This is a genomic window from Streptomyces sp. GMY02, from assembly GCF_019056675.1.
In the GTDB taxonomy this organism is placed as follows: Bacteria; Actinomycetota; Actinomycetes; order Streptomycetales; family Streptomycetaceae; genus Streptomyces; species Streptomyces odonnellii.
The window spans coordinates 6,962,711-6,979,868 of sequence record NZ_CP077658.1 but is presented as its reverse complement, the minus strand read 5'-3'; the positions used below and the strand labels follow the sequence as shown (position 1 = coordinate 6,979,868).

The 17,158-nt window shown below is 72.8% G+C and carries 15 protein-coding genes; 7 read left to right on the top strand and 8 right to left on the bottom strand.

What is annotated here, in order from left to right; genetic code table 11:
* Positions 1-4 precede the first annotated feature (4 nt).
* The 3 genes from KQY30_RS29660 to KQY30_RS29650 all read right to left on the bottom strand — a co-directional run bounded on the left by KQY30_RS29660 (position 5) and on the right by KQY30_RS29650 (position 2,958).
* Positions 5-1,189 (bottom strand): acyltransferase, encoded by a 1,185-nt coding sequence (locus KQY30_RS29660; RefSeq protein ID WP_217309562.1) that lies wholly within the window; start codon positions 1,187-1,189, stop codon positions 5-7.
* Positions 1,182-2,174: an alpha/beta hydrolase gene (locus KQY30_RS29655; RefSeq protein WP_217309561.1), complete on the bottom strand. Its 993-nt coding sequence runs from the start codon at positions 2,172-2,174 to the stop codon at positions 1,182-1,184. Before KQY30_RS29655 ends, KQY30_RS29660 begins: the two co-directional genes overlap by 8 nt.
* A 187-nt stretch (positions 2,175-2,361) precedes the next feature.
* Positions 2,362-2,958: a helix-turn-helix domain-containing protein gene (locus KQY30_RS29650; RefSeq protein ID WP_217311396.1), complete on the bottom strand. Its 597-nt coding sequence runs from the start codon at positions 2,956-2,958 to the stop codon at positions 2,362-2,364.
* A gap of 98 nt (positions 2,959-3,056) precedes the next feature.
* Here KQY30_RS29650 and KQY30_RS36775 point away from each other — a divergent pair, with 98 nt between their 5' ends.
* On the top strand, positions 3,057-4,865 hold the full coding sequence (locus KQY30_RS36775; protein ID WP_254407369.1) for a bifunctional NAD(P)/FAD-dependent oxidoreductase/class I SAM-dependent methyltransferase: 1,809 nt from the start codon (positions 3,057-3,059) through the stop codon (positions 4,863-4,865).
* Between the two features lie 218 nt (positions 4,866-5,083).
* On the opposite strand, the gene KQY30_RS29635 is transcribed toward KQY30_RS36775, so the two are convergent.
* Positions 5,084-5,863 (bottom strand): VOC family protein, encoded by a 780-nt coding sequence (locus tag KQY30_RS29635; RefSeq protein WP_217309560.1) that lies wholly within the window; start codon positions 5,861-5,863, stop codon positions 5,084-5,086.
* Positions 5,864-6,059: 196 nt separating this feature from the next.
* Between KQY30_RS29635 and recQ the strand changes: the two genes are divergently transcribed.
* From recQ to KQY30_RS29615, 4 genes are all read left to right on the top strand, one after another.
* A complete protein-coding gene (gene recQ / locus KQY30_RS29630; protein WP_217309559.1) occupies positions 6,060-7,937 on the top strand; it encodes a DNA helicase RecQ in 1,878 nt (625 codons plus the stop codon).
* 273 nt (positions 7,938-8,210) lie between these two features.
* Complete coding sequence (locus KQY30_RS29625; RefSeq protein ID WP_217309557.1) at positions 8,211-8,963, top strand: hypothetical protein; 753 nt, start codon at positions 8,211-8,213, stop codon at positions 8,961-8,963.
* Positions 8,864-9,622, top strand: a complete 759-nt coding sequence (gene cseB, locus KQY30_RS29620) for a two-component system response regulator CseB (protein WP_217309555.1) — start codon at positions 8,864-8,866, stop codon at positions 9,620-9,622. The genes KQY30_RS29625 and cseB overlap by 100 nt, the downstream gene beginning before the upstream one ends.
* Before the next feature lie 158 nt (positions 9,623-9,780).
* Positions 9,781-11,052, top strand: a complete 1,272-nt coding sequence (locus KQY30_RS29615; RefSeq protein ID WP_254407368.1) for a HAMP domain-containing sensor histidine kinase — start codon at positions 9,781-9,783, stop codon at positions 11,050-11,052.
* 45 nt (positions 11,053-11,097) lie between these two features.
* On the opposite strand, the gene KQY30_RS29610 is transcribed toward KQY30_RS29615, so the two are convergent.
* Together KQY30_RS29610 and KQY30_RS29605 are read right to left on the bottom strand one after the other, a co-directional pair.
* A complete protein-coding gene (locus tag KQY30_RS29610) occupies positions 11,098-11,673 on the bottom strand; it encodes a histidine phosphatase family protein (protein ID WP_217309553.1) in 576 nt (191 codons plus the stop codon).
* Between the two features lie 32 nt (positions 11,674-11,705).
* Positions 11,706-13,184, bottom strand: a complete 1,479-nt coding sequence (locus KQY30_RS29605) for a PLP-dependent aminotransferase family protein (protein ID WP_217309552.1) — start codon at positions 13,182-13,184, stop codon at positions 11,706-11,708.
* Between KQY30_RS29605 and KQY30_RS29600 the strand changes: the two genes are divergently transcribed.
* Positions 13,183-14,079 carry a DMT family transporter gene (locus tag KQY30_RS29600; RefSeq protein ID WP_217309550.1) on the top strand — a complete coding sequence of 299 codons (897 nt, stop codon included), beginning with the start codon at positions 13,183-13,185 and terminating at the stop codon, positions 14,077-14,079. The two genes, KQY30_RS29605 and KQY30_RS29600, sit on opposite strands and share 2 nt — an antisense overlap.
* Positions 14,080-14,128: 49 nt before the next feature.
* On the opposite strand, the gene KQY30_RS29595 is transcribed toward KQY30_RS29600, so the two are convergent.
* Entirely contained in the window at positions 14,129-15,379 is a 1,251-nt protein-coding gene (locus KQY30_RS29595) for a glycoside hydrolase family 10 protein (RefSeq protein WP_217309548.1), read from the bottom strand.
* Between the two features lie 201 nt (positions 15,380-15,580).
* On the opposite strand from KQY30_RS29595, the gene KQY30_RS29590 reads away from it, so the two are divergent.
* Positions 15,581-16,441 (top strand): 3-hydroxybutyryl-CoA dehydrogenase, encoded by an 861-nt coding sequence (locus tag KQY30_RS29590; protein WP_217311393.1) that lies wholly within the window; start codon positions 15,581-15,583, stop codon positions 16,439-16,441.
* Positions 16,442-16,558: 117 nt separating this feature from the next.
* Here the strand turns inward: KQY30_RS29590 and KQY30_RS29585 are convergent, their stop codons facing one another.
* Positions 16,559-17,089 (bottom strand): NUDIX hydrolase, encoded by a 531-nt coding sequence (locus KQY30_RS29585; RefSeq protein WP_046504473.1) that lies wholly within the window; start codon positions 17,087-17,089, stop codon positions 16,559-16,561.
* Positions 17,090-17,158: the final 69 nt, after the last annotated feature.

The window sequence follows — 17,158 nt, the reverse complement described above, 5'->3', positions numbered from 1 at the left end:
CACATTAGGCACGCCGCATCGCCTCTTCCCGGTCGGGACGCCCTTCGCGGACGATCCGGCCGCCAGGGCCGCCCGGCCGCGGCCGTCCTTTGTGAGCAGTGATCTCGTACGTACGGAACGCCGCCCAGCACACCAGCAGCGCCGCCGCGAACACCGGCAGCCAGGCCAGCCGGGCCAGCACCCAGCCGCCGCCGTCGGGAACGGTGTGCAGTCCTGGCAGGGCGCCGCCCGTGAGCAGACCGAGGGCGGTGACGGCGATCATGGCGGTCTGGTGCCAGAGGAAGACCGTCATCGCGGACAGATTCAGCAGCGCCACCGCCGCCCAGGCCGCGGGCCGCCGCAGCCACCGACGCAGCGGGCCGGTGAGCAGCAGGGCCGCCCCGCACTGGGCGAGGCCGAAGGTGACGGCGGCCAGGGTCGGCGGGTTGAGGTTGGAGACCGCGGAGCCGGGCACGCCCACCATGGACGCCGGGTAGCCGGCGAACAGGATCAGCACGGCCGTGGCCGCCGTACCGCCGGCCAGCAGCGCCCAGCCCGCCCCGCGCCCCGGCAGGCCGCCGCGGGCCCAGGCCGCGCCCAGGCAGTACGGCACGAGCCAGCCCGCGGCCACATTGAGCCAGCCGAGCCACTCCGGGCCGCCGAGTCCGAACTGGAAGAGGTCGACGTACAGCACCACGGCCAGCGGCCACAGCGGGTGCAGCCGGGCAGCCAGCGGGGTGGCCGCGGTCAGCGTGGCGAAGACCAGCAGGAACCAGAGCGGCGAGAGCACCAGCCGGAACAGGGCGTGCACGGTGTCGTATCCGGCGCCGGAGGCCAGCATCACGCCTGCCGCCACCGCCCATACCGACAGCACGGCGACGACCGGCCGGAACAGCCGCGCGAGGCGGGCGCGGAGCCATCGCGGGTAGCCGGTGCCGTGCGCGCGGGCCGCGGCGTAACTCTTCGCCCCGACCTGCCCGCCGACCAGGAAGAAGACCGCGAGCGTCTGGAACACCCAGGATATGGGCGCCAGTTGGGGCATGTAGTGGAGCGGGCTCGCGCCGCGTACGGTGCCGCTGTCGGAGACGAGGGCGGTCACCAGCCAGTGCCCGAGCACCACGCCGAGGATGGCGAAGGCGCGCAGGGCGTCGATGGCGCGGTCGCGGTCCGGCGGGGTGGCGGAGTCGATCCGCCGTACGAGATCACGCATGGCGGGCCGCCTCCGGTGCCTGTACGGAGACGCCGGTGTTTCCGGCTCCGGCGACGATCCGGGCGAGGTTCCGCAGGGAGAGTGAACCGGACTTGAGATAGTCGCTGTGGCCTGCCGGACCCGCGTCGAAGAGGCGGGCGCCGAACTCCCGCGACACCGGATCGGGCCCGAACCCGAGTGTGGTGAAGGGCAGTCGGAGCCGGGCGTGCGGCACATGGGCGATCCAGTCGCCGTCCCCGCGGCCCGCCCACACGGTGGCCCGGGTGCGCAGTTCGGCGGCACTGTCGACGCCGGTACCGGGGCTGCCGTACAGCACGATGTCGGAGACCGGCAGGCCCGGGGCGGCGAGCGCGCAGACCACCGAGCCGTACGAGTGGCAGAGCAGAGCGGTCCTGGCGGCGGGCTTGGCCGTACGCAACTCCCGTATGAAGGACCGGAGTCGAGGTGCCGCTTCATGGGCACGGCCCGGGGTCACCGCCTCGGGGCTCACCGTGCCCGGAGTCCCGTACCCGAGCCAGGCGATCACGGCGGACCCGGCGCCCAGCTCCTTCTGGAGTGCCCGCGCACCGGCCCGGAAGCGCCCGTACCGGTCGAGGTTGGTGTCCGAGCCCGGTACGAGGACGGCGATCCGGCGGGCCCGCGCCAGATCGCCGAAGACCTCGGCGATACGGCCTCCGTCGCGGCCGTCGAAGGAGAGGAAGTGGCGCGAGGTGCCCGCCATGCCGTGCAGTGCGGCGGCCCGTCTTTGGTCGCCGTGACCGGACGCCATGCGCGCGGCTGCCCGGATGGCGACGCGGTTCGCGGCGTACCGGGCGTCCAGGGCCGGGCCCAGGGCGACGGCCGTCAGCGGGGCGAGGACGGGCGGGGCGGGGGCCGGGACGGCGGCGGGGCGGGCCGCGCCGGACACCGGCACCGCCACCGACGCGGTGACGAGCACGGCGAGCAAGGTGCGGCGGAAACGGCTGCCGCGCGGGCCAGACGCCATGGAGGAGGGTCCTTCCGTACCGGAACAAGTGGGCGTGATTGCGGTACGGACGCTATGGACAGGGCCCCGTGGACGTCGTCACGCCGGGGAACTCACCTCGCGCGTAGCTCTGAGGTACTACGGGTACGGGGCAGGGTCGGAGCGGACGGGGTCGGAGCGGGCCCGGCCGGCCGGCGGACTCGACGGATCAGCGGCTCCGGGGGCGGGCGCGTACGTGCATGCGCTCGCCCTGCCGGCCGAACAGGCTGAGCACTTCGACGGGTTCCGGCCCCGCGGAGGTGAAGCCGTGGGGGGTGCGGGTGTCGAACTCCGCGGCTTCTCCGGCGGTGAGCACGAGGTCGTGCTCGCCCAGCCGCAGCCTCAGCCGTCCGGCCAGCACATAGAGCCACTCGTACCCCTCATGCACCCGCTGCTCCAGTTCGCCGCACGAGGAGTCCGAAGGCTCCGGCGGGAAAATCAGCTTGTACGCCTGGAGGCCTCCGAGCTGACGCGTCAGCGGGATGTACGTCGTGCCCTCGCGGACGAAGGGGCGGGGATGGATCCGGGGGTCGCCCGTCGCGGGGGCGTCGACCAGTTCGTCCAGGGGGACGCCGTACGCCTTCGCCAGCGGCAGCAGCAGTTCCAGGGTGGGTTTGCGCTGACCCGACTCCAGGCGCGAGAGGGTGCTGAGCGAGATCCCGGTCGCCTCGCTCAGGCCGGCCAATGTGGTCCCCCGCTCCCGGCGCAGGGCGCGCAGACGCGGCCCCACGGCGGTCAGGACGCTTGAGAAGTCGTCATCTGCGATGCCCCCGATTGCCATACCTCCATTTGCCGTCTCAGCAACAAGGTTTGTCAAACGGTTCCCGGCGGGCGGAGTATCTCCGGCGGACGGAGGTACGGCACATGACAGAGCAAAGAACGAAAACAACGCATAAGGCGTCCGATGCCCCACGGCGCCATGACGTCGTGGTCATCGGCGGCGGAGCGGCCGGGCTGAGCGGGGCGCTCACGCTGGCGCGGGCGCGCCGCCGGGTGCTGGTGATCGACGGAGGCCGGCCGCGCAACGCTCCCGCGGCCCATGTCCACAACTATCTGGGACGGGAGGGCACCCCGCCCTCGCGGCTGCTGGCCGTGGGCCGCGAGGAGGTGGCCTCGTACGGCGGCGAGGTCGTCGAGGGCAGCGCAGTGGCGGCCGAACGCCTGGCGGCGGGCGGGTTCCGGGTCGTACTCGCGGACGGTTCCGCGGTCGAGGCGGACCGGCTGCTGGTGACCACCGGCCTGGTCGACGAGCTGCCGCCGGTACCGGGGGTCGCCGAGCGGTGGGGCCGCGAGGTGCTGCACTGCCCGTACTGCCACGGCTGGGAGGTCCGCGACCAGCCGGTCGGCATCCTCGCCACCGGCCCGCTGGCCGTGCACCAGGCACTGATGTGGCGGCAGTGGAGCGAGGACGTCACCCTGTTCCTGCACACCGCGCCCGAGCCGGGTGACGAGGAGTACGAGCAGCTCGCCGCGCGCGGTGTCGGTGTGGTGGACGGCGAGGTGGCGGGTCTGGAGGTGACCGGGGACCGGCTCACCGGTGTCACCCTGGCCGGAGGCCGGGTCGTCCCCTGCCGGGCCCTGGTGGTCGCCCCGCGCTTCACCGCCCGCGCCGATGTCCTCACCGGTCTGGGTCTCCACGCGACCCCGCAGGAGATGGCCGGGCAGGTGGTCGGCAGCCGTATCGTCTCCGATCCGTCCGGGGCGACGGAGATACCGGGCGTATGGGTGGCGGGCAATGTCACCGAGCTGACCGAGACGGTCATCGGCTCGGCCGCGGCGGGTGTCCGCGCCGCCGCGGCGATCAATGCCGATCTGATCGCCGAGGAGACGCGCGCGGCCGTCGCGGCCCGCCGCGGCACCCCCTCCCCCACGGACGACGAACACGCAGAACGCGACCTCACAAACCGCGGCCTCGCAGACCACGAACACGCGGACCGCGACCTCACCAACCACGACGACGCCGACCACGACCGCACAGACCATGACCACGCTCACGGAAGAGGCACCTCGATGACCGACCACTCCCACGAGACCCCCTCCGTCGAGGAGTTCGGCTCGATGGAGGAGTTCTGGGACGACCGTTACGGCCAGAGCGACCGGATCTGGAGCGGCAATCCGAATGTCGTGCTGGTCCGCGAGGTCACCGGGACGGTCCCCGGCAGAGCCCTGGACCTGGGCTCCGGCGAGGGCGCCGACGCGGTCTGGCTCGCGCGGCAGGGGTGGCGGGTCACCGGCACCGACATCTCCGGAGTCGCCCTCGGCCGCGCGGCCGAGCACGCGGCGGCCGAGGGGCTCGCCGACCGGATCGACTGGCAGCGGCACGATCTCGGCGAGTCCTTCCCCGAGGGCACGTACGACCTGGTCTCCGCCCAGTTCCTGCACTCGTACGGCGAGATGCCCCGGGAGAAGATCCTGCGCAGCGCCGCGTCGGCGGTCGCGCCCGGCGGCGTGCTCCTGATCGTCGGACACTCCGGTTTCCCGTCCTGGGAGGAGAACCCGCACCCCGACGTGCACTTCCCGACACCGGAAGAGGTCCTGGAGTCGCTGGACCTGCCGGACGGGAAGTGGGAGGTGCAGATCTGCGAGGAGCACGACCGGAGCCAGACCTCGCCCGACGGCCGGCCGGGCCACCGCACGGACAACACCGTCAAGGTCAGGCGCCTGCCGGAGTGAAGGACCCGGACCCGCGGCACCTGCCGGGGCTCCCGCCGGAGTGAACGGTCGCGGCCCCTCCGAACCGGCGGAGGGGCCCGTCAGCCGGCGGGCCCGTCAGCCGGCGGGTTGCTCCCGAGCCGCGTCAACCGGAGAAGGTGCCTCACCCCCCTCAAGCGGAAGGGGTGCCGAAGAAGGGATGCGGAAGGGGTGCCCCCGCGCCAGGCGGGGGTCCCCCCTCAGTCCTCCCCCGCCCCCGGCCGCGCGCCCACCACAAACGTGTTGCCGAGCGGGTCGGTGATCTCCGCCAGCCGGACGTACACCGTGTCCGAGGGCGTGCCCGCCGTGCCTCCCGCCGCGACCGCCCGCGCCGCCGCGGCATCGGCGTCCGCGACCTCGAAGCAGGTCCCCCAGACCGAGGGCGACCCCTGCGGCATGCCCATGATGCCGCCGACCTCATGCCCGTCCGGACGGCGGAGGAAGGTGAAGTCGGTGCCCGGCAGACCGCCTTCGCCGTCCAGGGTGTAGTCGAAGACCGCCGGGTAGAAGGCGCGCGCGGTGGCGGGGTCCGGGGTGGTGAGATCGTTCCGTACGAGACTGCCCGGCTCGTTCACGATCTCGCTGCCGGTGCGCCCGCGCCCCTGCCACAGGCCGAACTCGGCGCCGACCGGGTCCACCACCAGGGCCGCCCGCCCCCGGTCCCCGACCTCGGCGGGGCTCTCGATCAGCGTGCCGCCCGCGTCGAGGACGCGCTTGGCGGTGCTGTCGCAGTCGTCGGTGGCGATGTAGACGCGCCAGTGCCCACGCGTCGTCTCCGTGGTCACCGGCCTGAGTCCCCCCACCGCGTGGCCGCGCAGCAGACACACCGTGTACTGGCCGGCCTGCGGCGATCCCACGGCGAACTCCCAGCCGAACAGCGCCTCGTAGAACTCCTTCGCACGCTCGGCCTCCGCGACGGGGACATCGAGTTCGACCCAGGTCGGGGTGCCCGTCGGCTGATTGCTGGTCACGTGACTCATGTGCTTCTCCTGCTTCGTCGGTCTCGCCGCCCCACTTCCGGGCGACACCTTCGACGCTAGATCCCGTGCAGGTCAGACCATGTCCTATATGCCGCCGCACCAGCCGCTGTTCCAGCCGCCGCTTCTGCCGCCGCCATGACCGCCCGGATCGCGGATCGGTCGGACCGGTGTCGCAGGAGACTCATAGAATCGCCGGATGAGCTCTGCCGATACCGACCCGCGTCCCGAGACACCTGCCGGAGCCGGCCCCGAGGCCGGCAGCGAGGCGCTGCGCGTGCTGCATCGCGTCTTCGGGTACGACTCCTTCCGCGGGAGCCAGCAGGAGATCATCGATCATGTGGTGGCCGGGGGCGACGCCCTTGTCCTGATGCCGACCGGCGGCGGCAAGTCGCTCTGCTACCAGATCCCCGCGCTGGTGCGGAAGGGCGTCGGAGTCGTCGTATCCCCGCTCATCGCGCTCATGCAGGACCAGGTCGACGCGCTGAGAGCGCTCGGTGTCCGGGCCGGATTCCTCAACTCCACGCAGGATCTGGACGAACGGCGGCTGGTGGAGGCCGAGTTCCTCGCGGGCGAGCTGGATCTGCTCTATCTGGCGCCGGAGCGGCTGCGCGTGGAGTCGACCGTACGGCTGCTGGAGCGCGGCACGATCTCGCTGTTCGCCATCGACGAGGCGCACTGCGTGGCCCAGTGGGGCCACGACTTCCGCCCCGACTATCTGGCCCTGTCGGCGCTGCACGAGCGGTGGCCGGACGTGCCCCGTATCGCGCTGACCGCCACCGCCACCGAGGCCACCCACGCGGAGATCGCCTCCCGGCTCAGGCTCCAGGACGCGCGGCACTTCGTGGCGAGCTTCGACCGGCCCAACATCCAGTACCGCATCGCGCCGAAGAACGACCCCAAGCGGCAGCTCCTGCATCTGCTCCGTGCCGAGCACGAGGGCGACGCGGGGATCGTGTACTGCCTCTCCCGGGCCTCGGTCGAGAAGACCGCCGAGTTCCTGGTGAAGAACGGCGTGGAGGCGCTGCCGTACCACGCGGGGCTCGATCCCCGTACGAGGGCCGCGAACCAGGCCCGCTTCCTGCGGGAGGAGGGCATGGTGATGGTCGCGACGATCGCGTTCGGCATGGGCATCGACAAGCCGGACGTACGGTTCGTCGCCCATCTCGATCTGCCGAAGTCCGTCGAGGGGTACTACCAGGAGACGGGCCGCGCCGGGCGCGACGGGCTGCCGTCCACGGCCTGGCTCGCGTACGGGCTCCAGGACGTGGTCCAGCAGCGCAAGATGATCGACACCTCCGAGGGCGACGACGCGCACCGCAGGCGGCTGGGCGCCCATGTCGACGCGATGCTCGCGCTGTGCGAGACCGTGGAGTGCCGCCGCGTACAGCTCCTCGCGTACTTCGGCGAGAAGAGCGGGCCGTGCGGCAACTGCGACACCTGTCTGACTCCCGCCGAGTCCTGGGACGGCACGGTGCCCGCGCAGAAGCTGCTGTCGACCGTGGTCCGGCTGAAGCGGGAGCGCAATCAGAAGTTCGGCGCCGGGCAGATCACCGACATCCTGCTGGGGAAGAAGACGGCCAAGGTCATCCAGTTCGACCATGACGCGCTGAGCGTGTTCGGCATCGGTACGGAGCTGCGCGAGGCGGAATGGCGCAGTGTGGCACGGCAGTTGCTGGCACAGGGGCTGATCGCCGTCGAGGGCGACTACGGAACGCTCGTCCTCACCGAGGACAGTGCCGAGGTGCTGGGCGGGCGGCGGTCCGTGATGCTGCGGCGCGAGCCCGAGAAGGCGGCGGTGGCCAAGCCCGCGCGCGCGGAGAAGAAGGGGCGCGCCGTGCCCGTCGACCTGCCGGACGAGGCGGTGCCGGTGTTCGAGTCGCTGCGCGCCTGGCGGGCCGCCACGGCGAAGGAGCAGGGGGTGCCCGCGTATGTCGTCTTCCACGACGCGACGCTGCGCGAGATCGCGGTACGGGCGCCGGCGACGCTGGCGGAGCTGGGCACGGTGAGCGGGGTGGGCGAGAACAAGCTGGCGAAGTACGGGGAGCAGATCCTGGAGACGCTGGGTACGGAGTGACCTCCGGGGCGCGGCGGACCCTGCCGCGGTAAGCAGGGTCCCTCGGCGGGCAGGGTCCGCCGGTGGGCAGGCGCTGCGGGCCTTGCTTCAACAGGCGTACGGGCGCGCGGATTTCTGTACCTTCCCCTAGCCCGTACCGCGCTATACAGGCCAACGGAGCGTTGTCGCCTCACCGTTAGGCTCCGCATGATGCGTTCTCCCTACGTTTTCCTCCGCCGAGGCGCCGCGACCCTGAGGCGTCTGTCGCTGTACGGGCGCGGTCCCGGCCGGGCCGTGGGAGCCACGGTCGCCGCCGCGACCGTGCTGGGCGGAGCGCTGAGCGGATACGCGCCGGACACCGGCGTACGGGACGCGGGCGCCGCGGCCGATCTGTCCGTGCACACGGATGCCCTGCCGAAACGCCCGGAGGCGCGCGCACCCGAGGGTTACCCGCCCCTCGACGGGATCCGCGTCCCCGCGCACGGCGGACTCGACGGCCTGTCCGTGGCCGCGCTGCTGTCCCGCGACCCCCGGCTGCCCGAGCGGTCGCGGGCCGCCCTGCGCGACTGTCCCGGCCCGCGCTGTCCCGTACGGCCGCCGGTGTACGAGGACGTGACCGGTGACGGCGGGGCCGAACTCGTCGTCGCGGTCGACGAACCGGTGGCCCGCCGTACCTTCCTGGCGGTGTATCAGGCCGCGGGCGGTCGCGTACGGCCCCTCCTCGTCCACCCCGGCGCGCCCGGTGCCGGACTGGCGGTGGCCGGAGGGGACCTGCTGCTGACCGTCGCGGAGGACGCGGGTCCCCGTACCGTCCGCTACCGCTGGAACGGCGCGGCGCTGACAGCCGTCGACGACAGGCCCCCGTCGGACACGGCTCTCGCCACGGCCGTACGAGCCCGCACGCAGCCCCTGCTCCGTACCCGTACCGAGACAGCGAGGACGCCGCCATGCCCACCGTCCGCCGTGCCCGCCCCGACACCTGCCCCGACGTCTGCCCGGACCAGCCCGCCGAGCCGCACATCCTGTTCGTCGAGGACGACGAGGTGATCCGGAACACCGTCCGTATCGCCCTCCAGCGGTACGGCTTCACCGTCTCCACCGCCGCCGACGGCCTCACCGGCCTCGAAGTCTTCCGGGAGACCCGCCCCGACCTGCTGGTGCTCGATGTCATGCTTCCCGAGCTGGACGGCATCGGACTGTGCCGGCGGATAAGGGAGTCGAGTCTCGTCCCGATCCTGATGGTGACCGCGCGCGGGGACGACCTCGACATCATCTCGGGCCTTGAGGCCGGTGCCGACGACTATGTGGTCAAGCCGTGCGAGAGCGCGGTGCTCGTCGCGCGGATCCGCTCACTGCTGCGCCGTGCCGCCTTCGCGCCGGCCGCCCCGGCCCCGGACAGCGGCCCGCCGCCCACCGGGCAGGACGTGCTGCGGTTCGGGGACCTGACCATCGACACCGACGGCATGGAGGTGCGCCGGGCCGGCGAGATCACCGCGCTGACGCCGACCGAGTTGCGGCTGCTGCTCGTCTTCGCCGCCTCACCCGGTGTCGTGATGGAGCGCAGAACACTGCTGAGACAGGTCTGGGACCACGCCTGGGACGGTGACACCAGGGTGGTCGACCTCCATGTGAAACGGCTGCGCGCGAAGATTGGGGCCCACCGCATCGACACCGTGCGCGGCTTCGGATACAAGCTGCGGAGGTGACGATGGCCCCTCGCCCGTCAGCACCGCGCCGGCCGGTGTCTCGCCCGCCGACCCGCCATCCGTCGGCCCCGCTTGCGCCGGACGGCGGCCCGCCGACGCCTCGCCCGCCGGCGTTCATCCCGCTGCAAGCGCTCTCCGCCGCGTATCCGCTGCGCTCCTTGCAGTGGCGCATCATGGGGCTCGTGGCGGCGGCGACCTGTGTGGCCGTCGTCGTGCTGGTCGTGCTGGTCGACCGGGCCTCGCGCGCCTTCGAGCTGGAGCAGTCGCGCTCCATCGCCATGCTCACGCTCGACCGTGCGGCCGTGGCGTACGCGCGCACCGGAACGGTCGGCGGTACGGGAGCCGAACTGGACGCGCCCGGAGTCCCGGGTGAGCTGCGCGCCCTCGTACGGCAGGGGCGCCGCGGCACGCAGTACGGGCACGGCGAAACCGGCGGCGACGGCCCCGCGATGTGGGCGGCGCGCCCGGCCGCCGGGCGGACCCTGTCCGTACGGCTCCCGCTGGGCCCGGCGCTCAACGACCTGGACGCGTTCAACAAGAGCGTCCTGAGAGCGGGTCTGCTGACGGCCGCCGTCGTTCTGCCGCTGGTGGGTCTGGTCGCCAGGAACATGAGCCGCAGGCTCAGATCGGCCGCCGCGACCGCCCAGCGGATCGCGGCCGGTGATCTGGACGCGCGGATCTCGGCGCGCCCGCGCGCGTTCGACGAGATCTCCGAGATCTCCGGTGCCGTCGACTCGATGGCCGCCTCGCTCCAGACGCGGCTGCGCAACGAGCAGCGCTTCACCGCGGATGTCGCCCATGAGCTGCGCACCCCGCTGATGGGTCTGCTCACCGCCGCCGAGCTGCTGCCGGACGGCGAGGCGGAGCGCTATGTGCGGAACCGGGTGAAGGCGCTGTGCGCGCTGGTGGAGGATCTCCTGGAGATCTCCCGGCTCGACGCGGGGGTCGAGCGCGCCGATCCGCGGCTGTGCGGTCTGGTGGCGCTGATCGAGGAGGCGGTGGAACGGGCCGGAGCCGGCGGCGAGGTGGCGGTGCTGGTCCCTGGGGTGGCCGACCCGGCGGCCGTCCGTGTCTGGACCGATCCGCGCAGGCTGGAACGGATCGTCGCCAACCTGGTCGGCAACGCCCACCGGCACGGACGGGCGCCGGTGACGGTGACCGTGGGGGTGGACGCCACGACCGGTGTCACCACGATTTCCGTACGGGACCGGGGCCCGGGCTTTCCGCCCGGGCTGCTCGACGACGGGCCGCAGCGGTTCCGTACGGGCGCGCGCGAGCGGGGCACCGGACACGGCCTGGGGCTGACGATCGCGCTCGGGCAGGCGCGGGCGGTCGGGGCCACGCTGGCGTTCGGCAACGCTCCGGACGGGGGCGCGGTGGTCGTCGTACGGCTGCCGCACGGCCCGGCGGCGGGTCTGGCGCACGGCTGACACCGCCGTGCTGCCCGGACCGGGCCGGGCGGCACGGCGGTGGGGTCATCCGGCGGCGCCGACCTGGAGGTGCCAGTGCCCCGGCGTACCGGTCAGGGTGACCGTCGACAGCGGGCGGACATCCACGTACCAGTACGTCCGGGGCGGCGCCTTCAGCGCGTACACCAGCGCCGCCCGTACGACCGCAGGTTCCGCGACCGCGACGATCGCGGCGATGTCCTGCGCCGGGCGGGTGTCCAGCCAGCCCCCGATCCGGGAGATGAAGGCCAGCAGGGGCTCGCCGCCGTGCGGCGCGGCGCGCGGGTCGGCAAGCCACGCGTCGACGGCGGCGGGCTCCCGCGCCATCACCTCGGAGAGCGTGAACCCGCGCCACCTGCCCATGTCGCAGTCGCGGAGGGCGGGCTGCGCGAGCGGCGCGAACCCCAGCGCGTCACCGGTGGCGCGGCTGCGCGGGGTCGGCGAGCAGTAGCGGAGATCGGCGGCGGCCAGCGGGATCAGGGTGTGGGCGGCGAGCTGTGTCTCGTACCACCCCACCTGGTCGAGGGACCGGTCGTCGTCGAAGCGCTCGTCGAACACGTCCGAGCTGCGCGCGGCGGCGACCAGCGTGACCCGAACACTCATGGGCGTGATCGTGGGGCCGATTGCCCAGCAGGTCAAGAGGCTCCCCGCGGCGGTGCGCCCGGCGCCCTGGAGCCGGGCGGCACGAGTGCCTCGTCGCAGGCGGTACGGAGCCTCCGTACCCCCTCGGTGATCTCGGCCGGGCCCGCCACCGCGGCGAAGCTCAACCGGAGGTGGGCGGCGGGCGGTTCGGCGCTGAAGTACGGCCGGCCGGGCGTGACCGCGACCCCGGCGCGCAGCGCGGCGGAGACCACGGCCTGCTCGTCCGTCCCGTCGGGAAGCCGGAGCCAGAGGTGATAGCCGCCGGCCGGGATGTACGGGAGATCCAGCTCGGGCAGCTCCGTGCGGAGCGCGGCGGTGAGGGTGTCCCTGCGGACCTTCAGCGCCGTGGAGACGGAGCGCAGATGCCGGGTCCAGGCGGCGGAGCCCACCAGCTCCAGCGCGGCTTCCTGGAGCGGGCGCGGTACGAAGAAGGTGTCGACGACATGGATCGCGCGCAGCCGCTCCAGCACCGGGCCGCGGGCCGCGAGCGCCCCCACCCGCAGGCTCGGCGACGACGCCTTCGTCAGCGAGCAGACATGCACGACCACGCCGTCCGGGTCGTCGGCGGCGAGCGGCCGGGGCACCGGACCCGCGTCGTCGTGCGCCAGGCGCCGTACGAAGTCGTCCTCGACGACGAAGGCCCCGGCCTCCCGGGCGATACGCAGCACCTCGGGGCGGCGCGCCGGGGAGAGCACGGCGCCGGTGGGGTTCTGGAACAGCGGCTGGCAGACGAAGACCCGGGAGCCGGTGGCCCGGAAAGCGGCGGCGAGCAGCTCGGGCCGTACGCCGTCGTGGTCGACCGGCACCGGCACCGGCCGCAGCCCGGCGGCGCGGGCGATCGCCAGCATCCCCGGATACGTGGGCGACTCGACCAGGACCGGCGCGCCGGGCGGGGCGAGCGCGCGCAGCGCGGTGGTCAGTGCGCTCTGGCCGCCGGCGGTGATCAGCGTCTCGGCGGCCGTGACGGTGTCCCCGATGCCCCGGGCGAACCATTCGCGCAGTTCGGGAAGGCCGTCGGCGGGCGGCCGTCCCCAGGCGCCGGGCCGCCGGCCCGCGCGGGCGAGGGCGGCGGCCATGGCGTGTTCCGGCTGGAGGGAGTGGTGCAGATAGCCGCCGTTGAACTCGATGACACCCGGCGGCGGCGCGGCGAGCGTGATCAGGACCCCGGAGGCGTCGACGGTCCGCGGTACGAGTTCCGCGGCGGCGTCGGCGCTGAGGGCGACCTCCTGCCAGCGGGTGTCGCCGCGCTGCGGGGCCGTGGCCCGTGCGGCCCGAAAGGCCCCGGCGCCCGGACGGGTGACGACCAGCCCCTCGGCGGCGAGCCGGGCGAGGGCGCGGGAGACGGTCACCGGGGAGACCCGGTAACGGTCGACCAGTGCTCTGCTGGACGGCAGTTTTCCACCGGGTGAGTAGCGGTCCAACTCCTGCCTCAGGGAATCGGCCAGTTCCGACACACTGCTACGCTCGTACATGACAGCACAGGATAGCGCTACTCCACATACCCCGATAGCGGTCGGCGGCGGCACGCTGCTCGCCGCACTGGGCGTCACCGCCTTCTCACTCACCTTTCCGTCCACCGTGTGGGGCCTGGAGAGCTTCGGCCCCTGGTCGCTGGTGGCCGTACGGAGCGTGCTCGCCGCGCTGATCGCGGGCGCCTTTCTGCTGGCGCTGCGGGTGCCGGTCCCGGAGCGCCGGCACTGGGGCGGGCTCGCGGTGGTCTGCGGCGGGGTCGTGCTGGGCTTTCCGCTGCTGACGACCCTGGCGCTGGAGACCTCCACCACCTCGCACGCGGCCGTGGTGATCGGGCTGCTGCCGCTGACCACGGCGGCGTTCGCCGCGGTCCGGACCGGCCGGCGGCCGTCCCGTACCTTCTGGCTGGCGGCCCTCGCCGGTGCGGCCGTGGTCATCGCGTTCGCGGTCCAGCAGAGCGGCGGGGCCCTGTCGGCGGCGGACCTGTATCTGTTCGGCGCGCTGGTGGTGTGCGCGGCTGGCTATACGGAGGGCGGCAGGCTGGCCGGGGTGATGCCCGGCTGGCAGGTGGTCGGCTGGGCACTGATCGGCTGCCTGCCGCTCTCGGTGGGCGGTGCGGCGGTGGCGCTGGCCTTCGAACCGGTGCGGCTGACGGGCCATGGGGTGGCCGGGCTGGTCTGGGTGGCCGCGGGCTCGACCTTCTTCGGGCTGTACGTCTGGTACCGGGGCATGGCGGCGATCGGGATCCCGAAGGCCAGTCAGCTCCAGCTCGCCCAGCCGGTGCTGACCCTGGTCTGGTCGGTGCTGCTGCTCGGTGAGCACCTCACGCCCGCGGCGCCGGTGGCGGCGGTGGCGGTGCTGGTCTGCATCGCGGTCACACAGCGGGCCGGCACCTGAGGCGTACGCCGGTCAGCGAGCCTGCGCCTGACGTGTCCTCGGCATCCGCTCAATTCCGCCCGCCCGCCCCGCCGTAGTGGTCCGCCACCACCCGGGTCATCGCCCCGATCGGGTCCGCGCCGACCTCCTTCGCCGAGAAGAAGCAGTGCCCGCGCACCTCCGCGAACCCCTTCGCCAGGGTGAGATGGCGGGACAGCTCGGCCGGGTCCTGCCAGGCGGCCGGCTGCGCCGGGTCGCCCGCCTTGTAGAGGGCCTCGCCGATGTGGAGCGCCACCCCCGTCCCCCGTACCACCCCGTCCCACCAGCGCAGCAGCTTCGCGTAGTCGGCGGCGGGGAAGCCGATGTTCCAGTAGAGCTGCGGGACGATGTCGTCGATCCAGCCCTCCTTGACCCACTTGCGGGTGTCGGCGTGCAGATCGTCATAGGTCTGCACGCCGGCGGTGGTGTCGGAGCCCAGCGGATCGGTGGCCGCGTTGCGCCACACCCCGAAGGGGCTGATCCCGAACCGTACGTCCTTCCTGGTCCCGTTCATCCGGTTGATCTTCCTGATGCGGGCCGCGGTCTCCCGTACCAGCCGGTCCGTGTTGTCCCGCCGCCACGCCGCCTTGTCCGGGAAGCCCGCTCCGTACCGGGCGTACGCCTCGTCGTCCTCGAAGACCTGCCCGGCGACGGGGTACGGATAGAAGTAGTCGTCCCAGTGCACGGCGTCGACGGCGTACCGCTCGACGGCGTCCAGCATGGCGTCCTGGACGAAGCGTCTGACCTCGGGCAGCCCCGGGTTGTAGTAGAGCTTCCCGCCGTACGGGAGGATCCACTCGGGATGGACCCGGGCCGGGTGGGTCGCGGTCAGCCGGGTCGGATCCGTGTGGTTCGCGACGCGGTACGGGTTGAACCAGGCGTGCAGTTCCAGACCGCGTGCGTGCGCCTCGCGCACCGCCGTGCCCAGCGGATCCCAGCCGGGATCGCGGCCCTGGACGCCGGTGAGGTACTGCGCCCAGGGCTCGTACGGCGAGGGCCACAGCGCGTCCGCCGTCGGCCGGACCTGGAACACGACCGTGTTCAGCCCGCGCGCCACGGCCGTGTCCAGGTGGGCGATCAGTTCCGCCTGCTGCCGCGCCGCCGGCAGACCGGGCGCCGAGGGCCAGTCCCGGTTGGCGACCGTCGCCAGCCACATCCCGCGGAACTCCCGGCGCGGCGCGTGGTGCCGGGGTGTCCCCGCGGCGGCATCGCCCGCCGCCAGCAGTGCGGCCGCCACCCCCGCGGCGCCCGCGACCAGCCCTCGTCTGCCGATGTGTGCCATGCGCCGCCCCGTCCTCTGGTCCGCAGCCGGGCGGCCCGCCGTCGATCACCGGGCGGGCCGCTGTTTCCGCTGAGCATGCCCGCCCCGGCCGGTCGTCCACACTCCGCCGCGGAGTAACGTCCTGTCCTGAGGCGGGCACCGGAACCAGACGGGGGACCCGCGCGGACACGGACGAGTGAAAGGCACGATGTGACCGACACCCTGACCGACATCGCCCGCGTCGGAGTGGTGGGCTGCGGCCAGATGGGCGCAGGCATCGCGGAAGTCGTCGCTCGGAGCGGCCTGGCCGTGAAGGTCGCCGAGACCACGGGCGAGGCGCTGGAGATCGGCCGTACCCGGCTGCACAACTCGCTGTCGAAGGCCGCGGAACGCGGCAAGATCAGCGAGGCGGAGCGCGACGCGGCGCTCGGCAGGCTCACCTTCACCACCGATCTCGGCGAGTTCGCCGACCGCGATCTGGTCATCGAGGCCGTGGTCGAGAACGAGAAGGTGAAAACCGAGATCTTCCAGGTGCTCGACCAGGTGGTGACCCGCCCGGACGCGATCCTCGCCTCCAACACCTCGTCGATCCCGCTGGTCAGGCTGGCGGTCGCGACCTCGCGCCCCGACCAGGTCATCGGAATCCACTTCTTCAACCCGGCGCCCGTGCAGCGGCTGGTCGAGCTGATTCCCGCGCTGACGACGTCCGAGGAGACGATCAAGCGCGCGGAGTCCCTGGTCCAGGGGGTGCTGGGCAAGCACGCGATCCGTGCCCAGGACCGCTCGGGCTTCGTGGTGAACGCGCTGCTCATCCCGTATCTGCTGTCCGCGATCCGGATGTTCGAGTCGGGCATCGCGAGCCGCGAGGACATCGACGACGGGATGGAGCTGGGCTGCGCCCATCCGATGGGCCCGCTCAAGCTGTCCGATCTGATCGGTCTGGACACGGTGGCGTCGGTCGCCGATTCGATGTACGCGGAGTTCAAGGAGCCGCTGTACGCCGCGCCGCCGCTGCTCCAGCGGATGGTGGACGCGGGCCGGCTCGGCCGCAAGACCGGCGCGGGCTTCTACCCGTACTCCTGACCCCGGCCCGTACCCCGGACCCTGACGCGCATCCCGGACCCTGACGCGTACTCCTGATCCGCCGGGCGGATCAGGAGTGTGCGTGGCCGGCCGACGGTGGTCGGCGGCCGGTGGCCCTCAGCCGAGCCGTATGTGATGGAGCATCAGCAGCCCGGCCGTCATATTGGCGGCCGGGATCTCTCCTCGGGCGATCATGTCCGGCACCAGTTTGAGCGGGATCCACTCACGGCGCGAGGACTCGAAGTCGTCCTGCGGATGACCGATGTACGTGGCCTCCTCCGCCCAGTAGAGATGGTGCCTGGCGTCCGTCAGACCGTTGGACGGCTCGACCGTCAGCAGATGCCGGAGCGGGCCGGGGCGCCACCCGGTCTCCTCCTCCATCTCCCGGGCCGCTGCCGCCTCGATGGACTCGCCGTCCTCGACGACACCCGCGGCCAGCTCCCATCCCCAACTGTCGGTGATGAAGCGGTGCCGCCAGAGCATCAGCACCTCGTTGGCGGAGTTGACCGCGGTCGCCACGGCGACCGGCCGGAGCCGGATCAGGAAATGGTCGAGGTGCCGGCCGTCAGGAAGCTTGACGTCCGCGAGATTGACCTGGAACCACGGGTTCTCATACACAGTTTGTTCGCTAAGTTTCGTCCACTGCACGTTTCTGCCACCTTCCGACAAGTTGATGGCAATATCGCAGCAGCGGTTCTTGCACACGGTGGTTCAGAG